The organism is Alkalibacterium indicireducens, from assembly GCF_039522005.1.
Taxonomy (GTDB): domain Bacteria; phylum Bacillota; class Bacilli; order Lactobacillales; family Carnobacteriaceae_A; genus Alkalibacterium; species Alkalibacterium indicireducens.
The window spans coordinates 1-20,372 of record NZ_BAAADA010000046.1 but is presented as its reverse complement, the minus strand read 5'-3'; the positions used below and the strand labels follow the sequence as shown (position 1 = coordinate 20,372).

The 20,372-nt window shown below is 32.9% G+C and carries 16 protein-coding genes and 1 pseudogene; 1 reads left to right on the top strand and 16 read right to left on the bottom strand.

The window, feature by feature from the left end:
* Window positions 1-78: 78 nt before the first annotated feature.
* Window positions 79-927 carry a phosphoribosyltransferase gene (locus ABFX15_RS03445; protein WP_346024110.1) on the bottom strand — a complete coding sequence of 283 codons (849 nt, stop codon included), beginning with the start codon at window positions 925-927 and terminating at the stop codon, window positions 79-81.
* Window positions 928-1,301: 374 nt separating this feature from the next.
* On the opposite strand from ABFX15_RS03445, the pseudogene ABFX15_RS03440 reads away from it, so the two are divergent.
* Window positions 1,302-2,439 (top strand): annotated as a pseudogene (locus ABFX15_RS03440) (IS3 family transposase).
* A 117-nt stretch (window positions 2,440-2,556) separates the two neighbouring features.
* On the opposite strand, the gene ABFX15_RS03435 reads toward ABFX15_RS03440, so the two are convergent.
* The 15 genes from ABFX15_RS03435 to ABFX15_RS03370 form a co-directional block, all read right to left on the bottom strand.
* A complete protein-coding gene (locus tag ABFX15_RS03435) occupies window positions 2,557-3,747 on the bottom strand; it encodes a polysaccharide pyruvyl transferase family protein (protein ID WP_346024109.1) in 1,191 nt (396 codons plus the stop codon).
* Between the two features lie 119 nt (window positions 3,748-3,866).
* Entirely contained in the window at window positions 3,867-4,862 is a 996-nt protein-coding gene (locus tag ABFX15_RS03430; protein WP_346024108.1) for a nitroreductase family protein, read from the bottom strand.
* A 23-nt stretch (window positions 4,863-4,885) separates the two neighbouring features.
* On the bottom strand, window positions 4,886-6,340 hold the full coding sequence (locus tag ABFX15_RS03425; protein ID WP_346024107.1) for an oligosaccharide flippase family protein: 1,455 nt from the start codon (window positions 6,338-6,340) through the stop codon (window positions 4,886-4,888).
* 601 nt (window positions 6,341-6,941) lie between these two features.
* Window positions 6,942-8,117, bottom strand: a complete 1,176-nt coding sequence (locus ABFX15_RS03420; RefSeq protein WP_346024106.1) for a glycosyltransferase family 2 protein — start codon at window positions 8,115-8,117, stop codon at window positions 6,942-6,944.
* A 25-nt stretch (window positions 8,118-8,142) separates the two neighbouring features.
* The gene (locus tag ABFX15_RS03415) at window positions 8,143-9,360 is read right to left on the bottom strand and encodes an O-antigen ligase family protein (RefSeq protein WP_346024105.1); all 1,218 of its coding nucleotides are present in this window, start codon (window positions 9,358-9,360) and stop codon (window positions 8,143-8,145) included.
* A 27-nt stretch (window positions 9,361-9,387) separates the two neighbouring features.
* Window positions 9,388-10,677, bottom strand: a complete 1,290-nt coding sequence (locus ABFX15_RS03410) for a glycosyltransferase family protein (protein ID WP_346024104.1) — start codon at window positions 10,675-10,677, stop codon at window positions 9,388-9,390.
* Window positions 10,678-10,683: 6 nt separating this feature from the next.
* Window positions 10,684-11,811, bottom strand: coding sequence for a non-hydrolyzing UDP-N-acetylglucosamine 2-epimerase (wecB, locus tag ABFX15_RS03405; protein ID WP_346024103.1), 1,128 nt, complete (start codon window positions 11,809-11,811; stop codon window positions 10,684-10,686).
* 2 nt (window positions 11,812-11,813) lie between these two features.
* On the bottom strand, window positions 11,814-12,923 hold the full coding sequence (locus ABFX15_RS03400; protein WP_346024102.1) for a polysaccharide biosynthesis C-terminal domain-containing protein: 1,110 nt from the start codon (window positions 12,921-12,923) through the stop codon (window positions 11,814-11,816).
* Window positions 12,923-13,966, bottom strand: a complete 1,044-nt coding sequence (locus tag ABFX15_RS03395; protein WP_346024101.1) for a polysaccharide biosynthesis protein — start codon at window positions 13,964-13,966, stop codon at window positions 12,923-12,925. Before ABFX15_RS03395 ends, ABFX15_RS03400 begins: the two co-directional genes overlap by 1 nt.
* A gap of 19 nt (window positions 13,967-13,985) precedes the next feature.
* A complete protein-coding gene (locus tag ABFX15_RS03390; RefSeq protein ID WP_346024100.1) occupies window positions 13,986-15,200 on the bottom strand; it encodes a glycosyltransferase family 4 protein in 1,215 nt (404 codons plus the stop codon).
* Window positions 15,197-15,820: an acetyltransferase gene (locus tag ABFX15_RS03385; RefSeq protein ID WP_346024099.1), complete on the bottom strand. Its 624-nt coding sequence runs from the start codon at window positions 15,818-15,820 to the stop codon at window positions 15,197-15,199. Before ABFX15_RS03385 ends, ABFX15_RS03390 begins: the two co-directional genes overlap by 4 nt.
* Window positions 15,821-15,916: 96 nt before the next feature.
* Complete coding sequence (locus ABFX15_RS03380; RefSeq protein WP_346024111.1) at window positions 15,917-16,504, bottom strand: sugar transferase; 588 nt, start codon at window positions 16,502-16,504, stop codon at window positions 15,917-15,919.
* 122 nt (window positions 16,505-16,626) lie between these two features.
* A complete protein-coding gene (locus tag ABFX15_RS03375; RefSeq protein WP_346024098.1) occupies window positions 16,627-17,751 on the bottom strand; it encodes a DegT/DnrJ/EryC1/StrS family aminotransferase in 1,125 nt (374 codons plus the stop codon).
* A 495-nt stretch (window positions 17,752-18,246) separates the two neighbouring features.
* Entirely contained in the window at window positions 18,247-18,357 is a 111-nt protein-coding gene (locus ABFX15_RS12135) for a prepilin-type N-terminal cleavage/methylation domain-containing protein (protein WP_428830589.1), read from the bottom strand.
* Window positions 18,358-18,440: 83 nt separating this feature from the next.
* Window positions 18,441-20,297 carry a polysaccharide biosynthesis protein gene (locus ABFX15_RS03370; protein WP_346024097.1) on the bottom strand — a complete coding sequence of 619 codons (1,857 nt, stop codon included), beginning with the start codon at window positions 20,295-20,297 and terminating at the stop codon, window positions 18,441-18,443.
* Window positions 20,298-20,372: the final 75 nt, after the last annotated feature.

The following is a 20,372-nucleotide window of genomic DNA, read 5'->3' as shown; positions in this document are numbered from 1 at the left end:
TTCATCGACAGAAATCATCATACGAGCAACGAGAAATTTGGGAAACATAATTTTTCATAGATTATTGGGAGTTACCATTTATAAACGGGGGAAAGGAGCATTATTCTTTTTCGTATCTTCCCAAAATAACGGCAATGTGTTGTTTGGAGTTCTAATCATACTTATTAGTGAACTAATTTTACCGTAACCCAAATTTTCATCTTGCTTTGTTTCACGAATTTTAGATATTTGACTAATGATTTCAATTTTTTTGCTTTTTTCCTCATTGTTCCATATATCGTGAATTGTAGGTGCTATTATTCCAAAATAAAAGTTAACTTCTTTTTCTCTTAGCTTTTTTTCTGCATATTTAGTACCTGCAAGAGACAATACGCTTAATTTATGATTTTCTAATTTAGTTTTCCTATAATTGCTGTAAGCATTTAATGCGGTTTCACCCGTACCTATAAAGTCATCTACTAATAAAACTCTTTTATTAGGGGATAAATTTATTTTATCAATTAATTTTTTTTCTAAATAAATAACTACATTCCATGTAATTTTATTTATTTGATTATTATACCTTATACTATTTGATTTGAGTAAATAGGCAACTAAAAAAGAGCTATTTACAGTAGACTTTTTCATATTATCTAAGGGTAAAACGTAAACTATCTTTTTCCCTGTTCCTGAGATAAATTCTTTTTCTCTATCCAAAAAAGTAATTAAACAATTATGTAAAATTTTTTCATAGGTATCAAAGTTATAAAAAACGAAACTGTTAGTTAACTCTAAAAATACTTCTTGTTGTTCAAAATTTAATATCTTTAAATATTCTGTAAATCTATTGAACATAGTAATTTTGGATGAATCATCAATATCCCAATTATTATCTTCAAAAATTCCTGTTAGTCTATTAATAATATCTTTATCAGTTAGTTTTTTCATATTTAACGACATCCTTAAAACACATATATAATTAATTATAACAAACGTAGTTAAGTATCTCTATATTGTCTACCATAAAATTTGAGATGATATAACTATGATTTATAACACTATCCGATTATTTTATAACATCAGGAATTATGCGAATCTATTAAGTAGTAAGAGTAAGCAAATATAAAAAAGGCTATACTATGTTTTTAAAACACCCCAAAGCCCTTCCTACAAACTAAGAAATGTTTCATCAAAATTATTTGATCATTACTTATTAGTCTTTTTATCATTTCAGCGGTTATACTGGATAGGTTACATTTAGCTAGACAGAAAAGATAAGGTGTGTGATAATACGTAAGCAATCACACAGGAGGAATCTTATCATGTCAACTAGTAGAAAACGCCGGACATTTACAGATAAATTTAAAAAGTAGTTAGTCGATTTACACAAAGCAGGTAAACCAAGAAAAAAGATTATTGAAGAGTATGAATTAACCCCTTCATCATTCGATAAATGGATCCAACGGTTCAATCAAACAGGCTCATTCAAAGAAAAAGATAATCTCACCCCTGAACAAAAAGAATTAAATCAGTTGAGAAAAGAAAATGCTCAACTTCAGATGGAAAATGATATTTTAAAACAAGCTGCGCTGATATTCGGGCGAAGGTCGAATTAATAAAAGACATAAACATAAGTATTCTATATCAGCGATGTGCCGTGCCCTTGAGATCAGTAGAGGATCTTACTATTACGAAGTAAAAAAGCAAACCAGTGAGGCTGAACTTGAACAAGCCATCGTTGAAGAGTTCACAAAGAGTAAAAATGCCTACGGTACACGCAAACTTAAACCCGTGCTTAAGAAACGAGGCTTCACTGTCTCACGTCGACGAATTGGTCGCATCATGAAAAAAATTCACTTGGTATCCAAGTATAATAGACGGTCTTATAATCCTCAAAAGACGGGAGTCAATCAGGCGAAGATTGAAAACACACTGAATCGAGAGTTCAATCCTGACAAACCTATGAACGCACTCGTCACAGATTTGACCTACGTCAAAGTGGCTCAATCCTGGTTCTATGTCTGTTTTATCATCGATCTTTTTAATCGTGAGATTATAGGTTATTCTGCTGGTCCTAATAAAACAGCTAACCTAGTCCTTCAAGCCCTTGCAACGGTTGAAGGAGACTTACATAACGTCAAGGTATTTCATACCGATAGAGGGAAAGAGTTTGATAATCATACCATAGATACTTTACTAGAGACGTTTGAAATCGAACGTTCCTTAAGTCGAAAAGGCAATCCCTACGATAATGCCGTAGCAGAGTCTACCTATAAATCATTTAAGTTTGAGTTCGTCTATGACAACACATTCTATATCCTTTAGGAGTTACAAGTTAAACTAATGAGTTACGTCCATTGGTGGAATACTTTTCGCCCACATGGCTCATTAAATTACGCTTCTCCTATTGACTATCGAACGACTTGGGAGAAGAAACAACAGTACATACGCTTAGCCTAAGTCATTCGGATGAGGGAGGTAAAAAAATAACGATTTTGAATGATTATACACCTTATAACATTTTGTTTAAAAAAGTGTTGACAGACCAGAGTTTATATTAATTTCCTTTAAAATACTTTACTTCAATCGCTTAAATGCATAGTTAAAAGGGTCCCCATATTTTTTTACATTATTCAATTTACTCAAAATAGTTTCAGACTCATCCTTATAATTATTAATCATATTTTGAATCTTTTCTAAAAATAATTCTTCATTAATATTATTTCTTACATCAAAAACATAATTGTTTTGGTTAAATAACTGAGCTAACTCTATATACTTTGTCGCCCATCCTAATATTATACTAGGAGTCCCTACCTTATAAGCGTGAACTACCGAATGGAAACGAGATCCGATTATGAAATTAAATTGTTTTATAAGATTTTCAAATTCTTTAGGAGTCATATCATCTACTATCATTTTCACCCCTGAATCGTCAGTAAACATATTCTTTATTAAATGACATGCTTCTGTATCATTGTGAGAATGTTTAGTTAAGTAAATATTTATATTTCTTTTTCTCAAATATTGTATGGTTTTTCGGTATATCTCCAAAACTTCATCCTTATTACCGTATTTAAAATTTTGTGCGTTAGGAACAATGGCTACACTATTTGATAAAACTTCATATTGTTTTTCTTTTTCTTTTTTACGGTAAATATTATTCCAATTAATAGGTGTTTGATTAGTTAAAACCATATCTGGAATTTTTTTTACATTCTCGGATACACCAATATCTTTTAAGTCTTCAACTCCTTGACTTTCTCTTGGGTTAATGACAACAACTTTTTGTAAAGCTTCTTTTATATTTATAACAACATCCTCATTAAAATCAAAAGGTCCCATTGACTGTGGCATAATAATAGTTTTTATCCCCATATCATTAGCTACTTTTAGTCTAATTATATAACTGTCGACTCTTTTCTGCTCCCATTGACTAGACAGTGCATAACCGCTTATGTCAAATAAATAATCAGTTTCGTACAACAAATTTTTAACACTTTTTGGATTATGGCGCTGGCTTTTATTCATTAATTTTCTGATAAAATTTTCCCCGATAAAATTATTCCTCGCAAAGGGATCAGTTATGATCTCAAAATTATAATTCTCTAATTCACTCTTAGGCCTCCTACTATCCATCTCAGAGACAAATGTTATGTTATGATTAGGAAATTCGTCTTTTAACCGACTGATAGTAGTAAAGCTCATAGCTTGAGCTCCTTTATTAAAAAATTCTCCTCCATAGATCATAATATTCTTTTTAATCATCAATAATCTCTCCTCAAATTTATACAAATTGTGTTTTTAGGTGTCTACAGAATAAATTTAAACCTTAAAACTATTCTACATTTATTATTCATATTCTAGACCTCCACTAAATAAGATATCTAGTATTTAATGAAAATTGGTTCTCTTCTATCTGATTTAGCAATTTTAAAGTGATCAGTATAATTCCCTATTCCAATAAACATTATAAAGTTTTCTGATTCTAAAATGTCAAACTCTTTCCGCAAGTTATTTTCTTGTTTGATAGTTAAAGAGCCACTTAAAGGTATAGTTGCGATTTCATGATAATGTAAAGCATAAATTAAATTCATCGCATACATTCCACCATCAATATTAGCCTGATTTCTTTCTCTTGACCCATCATAATATTGCACATCCGAAGTTATAATAAGAAATTTATCAATAAAGTCACCAAATCCCCGATTACCATTTTGGTTTTTTTGGACTACCTTTTTAAGCTCAGGAGATTCAACCACCCTTACTTTCCATGGTTGTCTATTACAAGCTGAAGGTGTATGACTAGCTAGTTTCAATGATTTTTTAATCAGGTCATCAGATACTGGTACATCTGAATAATCGCGTATGCTATGGCGACTTAAAGAAAAACTTTTAAAGTCCATTTTTGTTGCATTTAAAATCTCTTCTTTAGTTTTATAGTGCACGCCACCAGTGTTGTCATAAGATGTCCCCTCTTTTAATTCATCAAATATTTTTTCTAAATTTGTGACATTATATTTGTTTTTGTTGTGTAATTCTATATATTTATGTAGGTTACTTAAAGCAGTTTTATACACATGATTTTCTAGAGGAAACCCTAATTCTCTGTATTGAAACATAAGATCAGTTACACTTCGTAAAACATCTTTTCCAAATCCTAGACGAATATTACTATATGATAAACCTTTTTCTATAGAGTGATATGCTTTAGTTAACCGAGCTTCTATCTGGGAATATGTAGGTTTACCTTGATCAAAACTATATCGAGTAAATCGTTTATTATCGTTTTTTATCGATTTTTTCATTTGGTAAGTTTGACTTAGAATATTTTTAATATCAATAACTTTATTGGGGGTAATTTTTCTTAATAACTCTTTCATTTTCTTTCCTACTTTCAACAGATTTAACGGCTCTTTACAAGATTTAAAATATCTTTTATTGTTCTACAATCAAGCAATAAATATACAAATGTATAACCTATGACTCCAATGGCTATAATTATTGTTAATTCAATTAATGGGACATTTAGAATTATTATTTTACTGAGTAATACTAATATAGCCATTATACCAGTCGATAGCATAGCTGGTTTAAATAATAATAAATATTCTTTAAAAGTACTGTGCAAATGTAATTGAGTTAAATACTGTAAAGTAAATGTTTTGAGGATTAAATATATCGCATATAAACCTACTACAAAATAGATTCCATAATCTAATATTGATATAACTAATAGTGAGACTATATAAATTGCATTCGCAACTACTTCAGTATATAAAACTAAATTCGGTTTGTTTATTGAATACAATAGAGATGTGGCTACATTTGCTGTTAACATATATGGTATATAAGCTATAGATAAAATTATAAAGAAATCTACACTTGACAACCATTCCTCTCCAAAAAGTATCGGTATGAATAAATCTGCAGTGAGTGCGATGCCAATAAACAATGGAAAGGCGAACACACTTATATATTTTGAAATATCATTATAAGTTCTGGTTAATCTAACAGAATCTGTTTTCACTCTGGAAAGAAGCGGTAGTAAAACTTTTGAAAAAGCAGTTGACACGAGGCTTCTAATGCGATTTAAAAGGTTTTTAGCGAAATAGTACAAACCTAGTATTTCAGCTGAAAGAAAATACCCAATAATTAATTCATCTGCATGATGCGTCAACTGAGTCATTAATTGTTTTGCACCTATTGGAACTCCATATTTTATAAAGGGTAATATTTCTTTAATATTGAAGTGAAACTTTAAATGTAGATAATCCTTTTGATGAGATACATAAAAAATTAAGAAGACCATAATCGCTACAGAGATTATTTGCCCTAATACAACTCCAGTTAAACCCATACCTGCTACTAAAAAGATAACAGTAAACAAAAAGATTGAAATTTGACGAGTTATATTGATTAAAGATAATTCTTTAAAGTAGAAATCTTTTTCTAAAAATGCTGTAAAAACAATAGCAGGCCCATTCAAGAAAACCATAACACTGAGTAAAGGAAGTAGTCTCCTGAGAGGTTCCATATCGAAAATTTTAGCAATTATAGGTGCTATAAGTACAACTACAAATCCAACCAATGAAGTAAATATAATTTGAAAGAAAAATAATGATGAACGTTCATTTTTTGTTACGTGATCCCGTTGGATAATAGCTGTGCTAATACCAAAATTTTCAATAACATTAATAATTGACAAAAAAATGTGGATAACTGATAAAATTCCAAACTCAAACGGTGTAAGATATCTGGCTTGAAAAATCATTAATAGAGGACCTGTTAGAAATGTAACCGCAGTTTGTATTGTTGTCCATAATACACCATTTATTGCTTGTTTTTTCAATCTTGACATTTTCTAGACTCCATTCACAATTAACTTGCATCATCTTATAATTTATTGTTTTATAAGGTAGGACATAGTCTTAATTTTTTCATTTCTCAAAAAAATTATTGCGATAACATACTAAATTATCATCCACCAAATACTGTGAACTACCCACCACTTAAATCCTCCGGATTTTGAAGTGGGGGCTTCCTACGAACTCCATTCTTGTCTGCACAGGTTTCATGCAGACAGAGGAATCGGATATGGGTAGGCTCAAAAGGCAGTCCCTGCCTCATAGGTTTTCTTTTACTTGGCTAACGCCAAGGAATACTCAGTAGGCTTGGTTGTCGCCTATATAGACTTGGTTATCGTCTATATATAAAGTATACCAAATGAGAATGACATTAACCACTTCAAGCTATCGCTTGACCGAAATTCATCTCCCACTTTCACTGGTGCTTCGCACCCATACGCTTAGAAGTGGGAGACTTCTTTCGGAATTACGTTAAACTCTCGTTATTTAATTTTGGCTCATGTTATTGTAGATTGTTGCTATCAATATATTATTTGTTAACTAAGTATAAACTCTTTGAAGGATTAATTTGAGATACTTATTTACTATAGAAGTTTATTTAAAATTGACCATTTCTTTCAATTTACGTTTAAATGTTTTTGAAAAACCTTTTATTCCGATATACAAAGCATCTTTCCAATTTAAATTAGAATAATAAATTATTGTTTCAAAACTAGGACTCTGTTTAAGTTTGCTATCATTAAGTTTTTTATCATCTTGTAATTTATAGAGTTTAATTTCATTTCCAGGATTATCCATTAATATATTTAATTCATGTGGTTTATATGATAATCCATACTGGTGTGCCAAAGCAAGGTTATAGCTATTCGTCGTAAGCAAATACTGATATTTATTAAAGTATTTTTTAGTTCCGTATATGTCTACACAAATTTCAGATTTTAAATATTCTCCTTCCAACAATATTTCTAAATCCTGATTTTCATAGAAAGAATCATATTTAACTCCATTAACAAAATTCGGAAAATTATAATACAATTTAGAGGTAACTAAAGGTACTTGATACATTGCCGATTCAAATTTTGCATGCTGACCAACATCATTGAAATTAGTTGATAATGAATCAAAGGGATATACAAAATATTTATTATTAACCACTAGATATTTCATATAGTATTTTTTCCAAGAAGTTTCGGGCCAACTATATATTTTTTCAGGCATATCCCCTTGGCTTTTAAGAGGTTTGTTATTTTTATTGTACCATTCTCTAAAATTTAACCACATGTCCTTTGTCCATGCCTGCCCCCACGAAGACGCACTTTGCATAAAAAAAACACTATATTCATTTTTCAATGGTATAAATGGTTTTTCTACCATTTCATTAATATCTGGAGAATACAGTGATATACCTCCAATATTTTTATCATCTTGATAAAAATCTAATGCTAATCTTGAATAATGGTAGAAATATTTTGAAGGTACAATATCGTCTTCAAACATTATTAAACCCTTATAATTCGCCACTAAATCTCCACATGCCAAAATATGTTTTCTCAAGCCCAACCTTTTTTCTCGTACTATTACATTTTTATCACCATACGCCCAATTAAAATTATCTCCTATGTCTTTGAGCTGAGTATAAATTTCACTCCGGTCTATGCTAATTATTAAGTCTACATTTTCTGAGTAATATGATTTACTTAATATATTTAGTATTCTTTCTAATGAGCGAGGTCTATTGTATGCAACAACGACAATGACATTCTTATTCATTATATACTTCCTTTTAATTTTTAATTTATTTTTCTTTGCTAGTAGCATATGCTGCCACTAGTAGTCCCATAATATTAATAAACCTATTCTCATAAATACCTACGTTAACTGTAAAACCTAAAAATATTGGTACTAAGAATAAATACTTTTTTAAGGATGAAAAACTTAAATTACCACGAATCCGGAAGAAAGTATACATAAAGATAAAGTAAGTTATAATACCGTAGCTATAAATTAAATGAAAATGCCCATTATGAGGTCGGAATATTCGATTATTAATGATAACGTTCCCGCCATCTCCTAATACTAAATGATTTAGCATATTTTTACTCGATAATAAGTTTTGCCATATCATTATTCTTGAATCAGCCGAATTACTTTCCGATCTATTAATAGCGATTACTGCAATCTCTGATGAGAAAAATTCATTTATTAATAATAGGAAGAAAGGCAATAAACTAATAATAACCATTCCAAATAACAAATTTTTTTTCTTAATTTTTCGTGTTAAGAATACTTTGGATAATTTAGTAATAACAGCGAAGCTTATTAGTAACGCAAACATTATTAAGCCTGTAGTACTCATTGAGATAACTGTTAAAAAACCAGTCAGAAAGACAATAATAAATTTACGATTAACTTTGGTATCTGTATTAAATATCAAAAAATAGGTTATTGCATTAATTATGACTGCAAAATTATTTGGATCACTTAGAATTCCTGTAAATCTATAAATTGATAAACTGGATCCTACTTCAATTGTATTACCACTCATTGTCCAAAAAGACCTCATATTAAAGTACATTTGTGGACTTAAATAATAAACTAACCCTAAAATAGCATTTAATACTAAATATCCGATTAAAAACGATGAAATATTCACTTCATATTTTTGAAAATTTAACCTAAAGAAAAAGTAGTACAGAAAACCATAGATTAAAATTACTGTATTAGTTATATTAGCAGTAATAATAGACTGAGAAAATCGAAATGAATAGATAGTACTAGCAAGAATAAATATTAAAGCAAAGAAAAACATCTTCACTTCTTTAGTTTTACTTAACTTATTTAAGTTTAAAGGGAGCCAAAAGATTAGTACCCACATAGACAGACTGGAATACAATGGAGTAATATATGGAAAAAATAAAATATCTAATAAAACTAAGAAAAACATTATTTTTTCTCTCTTACTTGTTTTTATCTGGTTACTTTCTAACTGTATATATTCTAAATTCTTAACCATATTCCCCTCCAAAAATATTAAAGATATTTATTTTCCTTTAACTATCTTATCGACTTCCTCGTTAAAAGCTGATAAAATTGCTTCTTTATTATGCTTACTATTATATAATTTTATTGCTTTTTTTCCATAACTACCTTTATCTCTTTTAAACATAAAATTAGTAATACCATCTTTTATATTGTTACTACTATTTATACAGAAAGCTACTTTACTTAGATAGTTCATTGAGGATATATTATCTGGTCCAATAGCTATAATTGGTTTTCCAAGTGACAGATACTCAGGTATTTTAGTAGATAAGGAAAGCCGTGTAGCTTCTATAGACTTTTTATCAAAGGACTCTACAAATATAGGGGAGTCCGCATTATTCAAGGCTGTCTTTAATTCAACAGGGTTTAATGAGCCACCAAATATTGTGCATTCTAATTTTTCTATTCTACGTATAAAACCTGGAGTAGGATTATTATTTGAGTATATATAAAACTCAATATTCTCTTCAAAATTTTCATTGATTTCTTCAATAGCTTCTCCAATTTTTAATAGTATTTTATCTCGGTTTAAATGTAACCCCCCCGTATACACAAAACGATAACTTGAGGTTTTCTTTTCTTCTCTAGTTTTCATAGATTCACTTATATTAGCCGCAACAAAACTTTTTTTATTGAATATTCTAGAGTAAACTTCTTGCATCTTAGGTGAAATAGTTATAAGTAAGTCTGCATCATTAATTACCGTTCTCATTTTTTTAATTAATTTATTTCGTCTAGTCCACCAAAATGGATTTAGAGTTTGTCGTTTTAATATATAATCGTCAGTTATATAAACAATCATTTTGGTAGAAAATTTCTGTTGGATATATTGCGCAATTTGATAGGCGAACAAACTATCTCCTGCTACAAAAAACAATAATTCTGGGTTTACAGCTTCTAACCATTGATTCAATTCATCATTATTCCAGGAGGCAATTTGCCATGCTGTTTCTCTTAGTATTCTCGATAATTGAGATTTTTTAGTGTATCTAATTACTTTTTGAAAATTTATATTGTTTTTATCATCTCTTTGGTTATTAGAAAGTTTAACCACTTGACCAGTTTTTTGATCTTTATAAAAAATTGATTTTAATACATCACTATCGGAAATATTGTAAAAATTATTCGTGATATTAGAAACTGGTACTTCATTACTAAAATATAATTGTGACAAGTTATATTTTTGAGAACTTGAAAAAAAAGAGGCGATTGTCTTACCATTGTTATTAGTTTCACTCAGTGGGTTATTACTAATAATTAATGTTCTGATTACTCCTTTAGAATTCATTTACGATTAAATCTCACTCCAAACTACTCTATTAATGTAATCCGTATAACTTATTATAATTCGTAATACCTTTTCAGAAACATTCGGCATACTATAATCTCCTACCAGTCTTAAAGTATCCTTCACTTGAGTCTCAAGCACTTCTAAGCCTTGAATAATACGCTCTTTATTTAATCCAACCATCATCACACTAGCTTCTTCCATTGCTTCTGGTCGTTCATGAGCTTCCCGGATATTTAAAGCTCTAAAGCCTAAAATAGAAGATTCTTCACTAATCGTACCACTATCACTTAATACAGCTTTAGAGTGCAATTGTAAACTGTTGTAATCGTTAAAGCCTAAAGGTTTCATTAATTGAATATTTTCATTAAAAGTGATGCCTTTTTCATTTATCATATTACGTGTTCGCGGGTGTGTACTTACAATAATCGGCAAGTTATATTTCTCAGCAATAGCGTTTAAGCTATTTACTAATCCATTAAAATTCTTTTCAGAGTTAATATTTTCTTCCCGGTGAGCAGATACTACGAAATACTGGCCTTTTTCTAAATCCAATCGTTCGAGCACATCTGAATTTTCGATATCTTCTCTGCGAGTTTCTAGTACTTCATACATAGGACTTCCAGTTTTAATGACTTGATCTGCTGGCAGTCCTTCAGCTAAGAGGTACTCACGCGCAATATCACTATAAGTTAAGTTGATATCTGCTACATGATCTACAATTTTACGGTTTGTTTCTTCCGGTACTCGTTGATCAAAGCAACGGTTTCCAGCTTCCATGTGAAAGATTGGGATATGCTTTCTTTTCGCTGCAATTGCGCATAGACAGCTATTCGTATCTCCTAATACAAGAAACGCATCCGGTTGAACTTCGTCTAAAATCGGATCTATATTCACTAGAATATTCCCAATGGTTTCGACAGGTGTACCAGTTGCTGCATTTAAAAAGTAATCCGGTTTCTTTAATTTAAAATCTTCAAAGAAGACTTCATTTAGCTCATAATCATAGTTTTGTCCAGTATGTACTAAGATATGCTCAACCGCCTCTGATTCTTCTAATTTGTTAATTACTGCTGAAAGACGGATAATCTCTGGGCGAGTTCCTACTACAGTCATTACTTTTAATTTTTTCAATGCTAAACCTCCAAATAATAAGTATCTGCGTTATCTGGGTCAAACGGTTCATTCACCCACATGACAGTTACCATTTCTTCTTTTCCAGTATTTACGATTGAATGTGTATAACCGGTTGGAATATCAACGACTTCTAGTTCTTTGCCGCTTACTGAGTATTCAATCACTTTCTCTTCACCGACTTTACGGAATCGAATTACTCCATTCCCTTTAACGACTAGGAACTTTTCATTTTTTGAATGATGCCAGTGCTGGCCTTTAGTAATTCCTGGCTTTGAAACATTAATCGATACTTGACCACGATCTGGGCTTCTTAAAAATTCTGTAAATGAGCCTCGCTCATCTTGGTTCATTTTCAATTTATAAGAAAAGTCGTCCTCTGGTAAAAAACTTAAATAAGTACTATATAAGTTTTTAGTAAAAGAATCACTCATGTCTGGAACTTGTAAGGTTTTACGACTTTCTTTAAAATCTTGAATTAGTTGGGCTACTTCTCCTAAAGTTCTAGTATCTTTTTCTGCAACATGATAGAATTTATCCAATTGCGTGCCATTTCCTTCAAGGCAGTCAATCAGTTCATTAACCACATCATCAATATACTGAAAGGTAATTTCTACAGTAGGATCGTTTACTTGTATTGGCAAGCCATGAGCGATGTTGTGACAAAAAGTAGCAATAACCGTATTGTAATTTGGCTTGCTCCACTTTCCGTAAAGGTTAGAAAACCGGTAGACAAAGACTGGAACGTCATTTCTTTTTCCATACTCAAAAATATAATCCTCCCCAGCCTTCTTGCTCTTACCATAAGGATTGTCTTTTTCAGCCTGAATAGATGAAGAAATCATGATAGGTGCTTGATTATTATTTTCTTCCAATAAACTGGTTAATTGCGAAGTTAAATCTGCATTCCCCTCCATGAACTCTTCTTCAGTCTCAGGACGATTGATACCTGCTAGATGAAAAACAAATTCACAGTCTTTTGTCCATTTTTTTAAATCTTCAAAAGAGTTCTCTTTGTCGTAAAGGTATAAGTCTCCATAACCTCTATTACGTAGTTCAGCTACTAAATTCTTACCAACAAACCCTTCTGAACCTGTGATTAAGATTTCCATTACTGTCCCGCCTTCCATGCTTCTAATTCTTCTTGAACCAATGGTACACTTAATAGTTTCTCTCTTACTTGTTCTACAGTCATCAGTTTTGTATTATCAGAGTTAAATTCTTCTAATAAATTACGATCTTCATCTCCATCTGAGAAATATTTATCGTAATTCAAATCTCGAGTGTCTGCTGGAACGCGATAAAAGTCTCCCATATCAATGGCATGAGCACATTCTTCGTTAGTAAGAAGAGTCTCATACATTTTTTCTCCATGGCGGATACCAATTTGTTTACTTTCTGCTTTAGGATTAAAGATTTGCTTAGTGGCTTCCATTAAGTCACCAATTGTAGATGCAGGAGCTTTTTGTACCATAATATCCCCAGATTCAGCATGTTCAAAAGCATATACTACTAAATCTACTGCTTCTTCTAGAGTCATGATGAATCGAGTCATATTAGGATCAGTTACAGTTAGTTCCTTACCATCACGCATCTGATTGATGAATAAAGGAACGACTGAACCGCGCGATGCTAAAACATTACCATATCGAGTAACACAGATTTCGGTCCGTTCAGGCGAAACAGTTCGTGCTTTCGCTACTGCAACCTTTTCCATCATTGCTTTAGAAGTTCCCATTGCATTCACTGGATAAGCAGCTTTGTCTGTAGATAAACAAATTACTTTTTCTACTCCTTCTTTGACTGCTGCATTTAATACATTTTCTGTGCCGACTACGTTAGTACGTACTGCTTCCATGGGGAAAAACTCACATGACGGCACTTGCTTTAATGCTGCAGCATGGAACACAAAATCCACTCCGTACATTGCGTCTCGTATACTTTGAGGATTACGAACGTCACCAATATAAAACTTGATTTTATTACTATACTCTGGAGCAATTTGTTGATATTTATGACGCATTTCATCTTGCTTCAATTCATCTCTTGAAAAAATTCGAATTTCTTTCAAATCTGATTTTAAGTATTTGTCAAGCACTGCATTTCCAAAAGATCCTGTTCCACCTGTAATTAATAAAGTTTTATCTTTAAACATTTAGCTCCCTCTCTTTTCTTCATTTGTTGAAGTGACTCATTATAATCTCGTATGAATGCTTTGATGTATAATGATTTTCTAGATAAGCTCTTGCATTTCTACCTAAACCCACTCTTAATTCTCTGTCACATAGTTTATTAACTAATTGATTAAAGTCTTCTTGTTTTCCACTTTCACACCAATAACCAAATTTACCATTTTCTATGACTTCTCCAATATCTGTGTTTATATCAGTAGTTGCTAAAACCGGCATTGATGCTTGCATATATGAAAGAAGTCTTGAAGGAAAGTTGGGTATGGTAAATCTTTTGTCTAGAAATATCAAACCAATATCACATGAATTAGCTAATACCTCATAATCGTTCTTAGGCAACTGACTGAGTAACTTAGCATTATTAGGTTTTTCTTCATTGAAGAAACTCTCCAACTTCCCAAACTCAGTTCCTGACCCAACAATTAAAAAGTAGGATTGTTTATTATTCTCATTAGCTCTTATACAATCAATTAAAAAATTAATCCCTTGTGGTTTACCTAAGTTTCCCCCATATACAAAAACTGTCTTATCAGTAGGGATATCATATTTTTCTCTAATTTTAAACTTTTCGTGTTCAGAAATACTAATGTCTATTGGATCAATACTATTTGGACATATTTCTACAGCCTCTTTAGGTATTGATGGATTATATTTTAATATAAATTCAACATTTGCATTTGACATGCAACCTATATAATCAGAAATTTTATATAATCTCTCTTCCTTATTCCTAAAAGATTTATAAATTAAGCTCTTAATGCCAGAAGTCTTGAGTATGCCAAGATCTACTGCATTTTTAGGAAATATATCTTTTAGAAGTAAATATGTTTTAGCTTGATCTCTTTGTTTTACAAATCCAACTGCCTTTTGCAGTGTTATAGGTGGTGTTGAGTATAAAACTAAATCAAATTTCACATCATCAAAGTATTTTTTTATACCTGACTTAAACTTTGACTCAAGAGTTAGTGTCGAGATTCCCTTTTCTATTAGATTTGTTTTTTGTGTGTTTCCAATTTGAAGCTTTAATATTTTCACTTTGCTATTATCAATCAATTTTGTGGGTTCATTTTTTCTTTTTTCTGTTGGAGAAATAATATATAAATCGTGACCATCCTTAACAAATTCACGCATTAGGTCTGTATATATTCCGTTTTCATCAATTGTTGAAAAATCTAATAATGTTAGAAATAATACTTTCATCTATCTACTCTCCTCACCGGAATCCCTACATATGTCCCAGGTTCAGTAATATCCTTAACCACCACAGCTCCTGCACCTATTTTGCAACTACTGCAGATGTTTACGTTATTGCTTACAACACTTCCTATCCCTAGCCAGGTCCCCTTGCCAACTTTCACCGTTCCAGCTAAATTCACCCCAGGAGAAATGTGTACATAATCTTCTATAACATTGTCATGATCCATGCTAGAACTTGTATTGATAATACACCCCTTACCTATTCGAGTAGAACAGTTAACAACAACTCCCGCCATCACTACTGTACCCATGCCAATCTCAACATCAGTACCAATAACAGAACTCGGATGAATAAAACTAACTATATTTAGCCCTTCATCTATCAACTTCTCTTGTATCTTCTGTCTTGTAGCATTGTTTCCGATGGCCACAAAGAAATCAGCTTCATCTTTATATGTAAAAGCATCAGCAGTTTTACTGATGACTTCTAACCCCATAGATGTCTTAATAGACTCGTCATCATCGAGGAATGCGATGCTTTGCCACTTATCCATTTTTATTGCGATGTCAGCAACGACTTTTCCATGTCCACTGGCACCAATAATGATTAGTTTATCTTTCATGAACAGCACATTCCTCTCTGAAATAGTGATTTATAATTATGGTTAATTCTGAAGTAATAAATTTATAATTGCAGAAATCTCTTTAATCTAAATATCTTAATTCTCTACTTTGCTTCCTCTAAATTGCTCCATCGTAACTGATGTATCTGAACTAATGCCTTCCTTAAAAAATACCTTTTTTATAGTAAGAAAGATAATCTTCCAATCACCTAAGAAACTAACATTATCTACGTACTCTACATCTAGGTTAAACTTATCTTCCCAGCTAATAGCATTCCGTCCATTGACTTGGGCATGTCCAGAAAGACCCGGTCTTACTTCATGTCTTCTCTTTTGATGCTTATTGTAAAGTTCAAGGTATTGAATGAGTAAAGGCCTTGGCCCAATAATACTCATATCACCTTTTAGAATATTGAACAGCTCCGGAAGTTCATCTAATGAAGTTGATCTTAACATTTTCCCGAATCTAGTCAGTCTAACACTGTCTGGAAGCCGCTCCCCATTCTCGTCCTTCTCATCTGTCATAGTTCTGAACTTGTACATAGTAAAGATTTTCTCATTAAGCCCAGGTCTTTTCTGCTTAAACAGCACCGGACTTCCAAGCTTAAATCTTACTAATAGGCCAACGATTATAAGTACCGGACTTAAAACGATTATTGCCATTAAGGTCAAAATGAAGTCCATTGGTCGTTTGAGAAATCTTCGATATATGCCTTTTGAAGGCTCAACAGCATTGTTATTTATTTCGACGTTGTTCTGTTTTACTTCTTCCTTCACATCACTCTGCATCTATCAGCACCTACTTTTCATTTAGACCACAGTCCCTTTACTATTGAACAAATTCTCTCAAGATCTTCATCTGTCATCTTGGTGTCACTCGGCAAGCACACACCATTCTCAAATAACTTCTCACTTACATCAGAACCAACATAATCATACTCAGCAAAGAACGGCTGCATGTGCATCGGCTTCCATACAGGTCTTGATTCAATGTTCTCTTTCTCAAGTGCCTCCATAACATCTAAAGGTCTTACTGAACCATTCAATGTCATTACACTCAACCAGTAGTTCGGCTTATTCCAGTCATTGATAGGCATAAATTCTACGCCATCTAATTGACCTAGTTCTCTCTTATAAAACTCAAAGATATGCTTCTTCTTAGCCACTCTCTCATCTAATACTTTAAGCTGCCCTCTACCAATCCCAGCAACGACATTGCTCATACGGTAATTGAACCCTAATTCGCTATGCTGGTAATGCCTTGCCGCATCTCTCGACTGTGTGGACCAGAAGCGAACCTTCTTAATCTTCTCTTCATCATCAGAAACAAGCATGCCCCCACCAGATGTAGTGATAATCTTGTTTCCGTTAAAGCTAAATACACCAAATTCTCCGAAGGTTCCAGTATGTTTCCCTTTATAGTAAGCTCCTAAAGACTCTGCAGCATCTTCAATAACTCGCACATTGTATTTATCACAAATCTCCATAATCTTATCCATATCAGCTGAAAGCCCATATAAATGCACAACTAAAACAGCCTTGACTTTGTCACCATACTTCTCGAATGCTGTCTCTAATGCTTTAGGATCCATATTCCATGTTTCATAATCACTGTCGATAAAGACAGGAGTGGCATTCTGATAGATGATTGGATTGACTGTGGCTGAAAATGTTAGCGTTGGACAGAATACAACATCACCTTCACCAACACCAACTGCTTTAAGTGCTAGATGAATGGCTCCTGTTCCTGAAGTCATTGCTGCTGCATGCTTTGAACCTACTTTTGTAGCTAGTTCTTTTTCAAACTCATTTACATTAGGTCCAAGTGGGGCTACCCAGTTTGTATCGAATGCTTCTTGTACATATTGCATTTCATAACCTTCATCACTCATGTGAGGCGAAGCGAGCCATATTTTTTGATTCTTAGCCATATTACCATCATCCTTCCTTATCTAAAGTCCATGTATTGTAAAGAGGTGCTCTTATGTATTTAACACCTTAATTTCATTCTCTATATTTAGTGTTTTAGTTGATTTCCAGCACTATATCTTGAATAATTCGCACTCTTGATTGGACGAGAGTATGTGTAATGCCTCTGTAACATTCACCCCTATATACCAACCGCTTAAACCATTGATGTTACTGCCTTACAGCCTCTTTATCCTTTCACCATACTCACGTCGTTTTATTCATCCAATCATAGCCAAAGAACTTTGCTAGGTGGATTCTCGATTTTAAACTTCCTGAGGTGCTCAGAGCATAATACTTTTTCTTCCTTGAGAGTATACAATCCTTTAGAGAAACACTGATTAAGGCCATGTTCTATCATGTACGAGGTTAAACTCAAATCAGATTGTACAAAGGAGAATTCTCTTTCGTATCCTTCTTCTATTAATTGTTGATTAGCATGACACGTTTTAATCTTTTTAATTAGCTATAACTGATCTTAATGAGGGGAAACTAATTGAAAGAATAATACTTAATATGGCTAGGACTGCTAATAATTCGACTACAGTGAAACCTTTTTCTCTAATCATATTTAACTTCAACATCATATTTACCTCCACCTCCATTAAGAAAGGCTTTAACTGCTACAGAAGCAGCCAAAGCCTTAACTGTTTTAAGCGTAGACTGTTGAGGACTCTGCATTTACTTCTGTGTGTTCTATAGAAATTTTACCGTTCGCGAAATCTATTAGTTGTTTCTTGAGTTGGGTTTCATTGTCCTGTTCAATTTCTTTAACGAACTGAAGAACCAAGTCGACTGGTACATTCGTTACTTTTCCAACAAAAATTTTCTCATACACTTTTTCTTTTGTAGTTTCTTTAGTACTTAGGAGTTCCTCAAACAGTTTTTCACCTGGGCGAATGCCGGACTCCACAATCTTTATAGTGTTCTTATCTGCTCCACTTAGTTTGATCATCTTCTTAGCCAACTCCACGATTTTAACCGGTTCACCCATGTCTAGTACAAAGATTTCTCCGCCCTTTGCAAGCGAACCTGCCTGAAGCACTAATCGACTCGCTTCTGGAATCGTCATAAAGTAACGTGTCATTCTGAAGTCAGTTACCGTAATTGGTCCACCGTTTTTGATCTGTTCTTTAAATACAGGAATTACACTGCCACGACTACCGAGAACATTTCCAAATCTTACAGCGACGAAATTGGTTTTTCCTTTTTCATTCAATCCGGTAACAATCATTTCTGCAATACGTTTTGTTGCACCCATAACATTTGGTGGATTCACTGCTTTGTCGGTGGATACCATGACAAAACTGCCCACACCTGCTGCTTTTGATGCTTCTGCCATATTCTTTGTTCCATATATATTATTTTTTACCGCTTCTGTAGGATTATACTCCATTAATGGAACATGTTTGTGCGCTGCCGCATGATAGACCCGGTCTGGCTTATAGGTCTTCATAACTTCAAATATGCGTTCTCGGTCCTGAATATCTGCAATCACTGGCACCAGCTCGATATGATTTTTATCCGCCATCGGCTTCAACTCTCTATGCACCAGATAAATCGAGTTTTCTCCGTGACCTAATAGCAGTATCCGTTCAGGCGAGAATCGAATGATCTGACGGCATATCTCTGACCCGATCGATCCGCCTGCTCCTGAAACAAGGACAGTCTGGCCGGATAACTGAGACGCTATCTGCTCCATGTCCAGTCTCACTTCTTCGCGTCCAAGCAAGTCTGTGACATCGATCTCTTTAAACTCATTGACTTCATATGTGCCTTGAACGATGTCCTCCACTGAAGGCATCTGGTTTACTTTAACATGTGTCTCGGAACAGTAATCTACTATTCTATTCAATTCTTTAGACGATAGTGATGGAATCGCAATAGTGATCTGATCTATCTCAAATAACTCAATCAGTTTCTCTACATCATGGATGGTTCCTAGTACCGGCACACCATATAACGTAGTTTTCTGCTTGTTCTTGTCATCATCCACGATGCCTACAAACTCGATTTCTGGATTGTGCTGAAGGCTACGAATGAACAGACTCCCTCCGTCACCTGCCCCCACAATTAACGTGCGCATAATGGAAATATTTTTCCCATTATTTATTTTTTTCTTTTTGAGTTTATGCTCTATGATAATCCGCCATGCCACCCGGCTTCCAGGAATAATTAACACCGCTAATAAATACCACAAAAAAAGGAAGCGTTGGCTCAGTGGAGTAAAGATTAGATTGTACATATCACATACAAAGAAGGCTGATGTAACTATAATCCCATGAATAATTGTTTCCTTTATACTGGTGTATCGATTGATCTTGTCAAATATTCTAAAAAACAAAGACAGACTTATGTATACAACCATAATTATCAAATAAGACATAACCATTTGTCTAAGTGGAAGTGATAAGTAAGGGGCCAGAAACAAATAAGAAAATAGCCCGGCTAATGTTATCACTGTTATATCGACACAGCCTAATGTCAATCGTTTTTTTCTCCGATTCATCTCGTCTATGTGTAAAATAGTTGTCGGAAAGTAAAATAGTAGGGCAAGAAATTAAAGTAGACAAAAAGAAAGAAG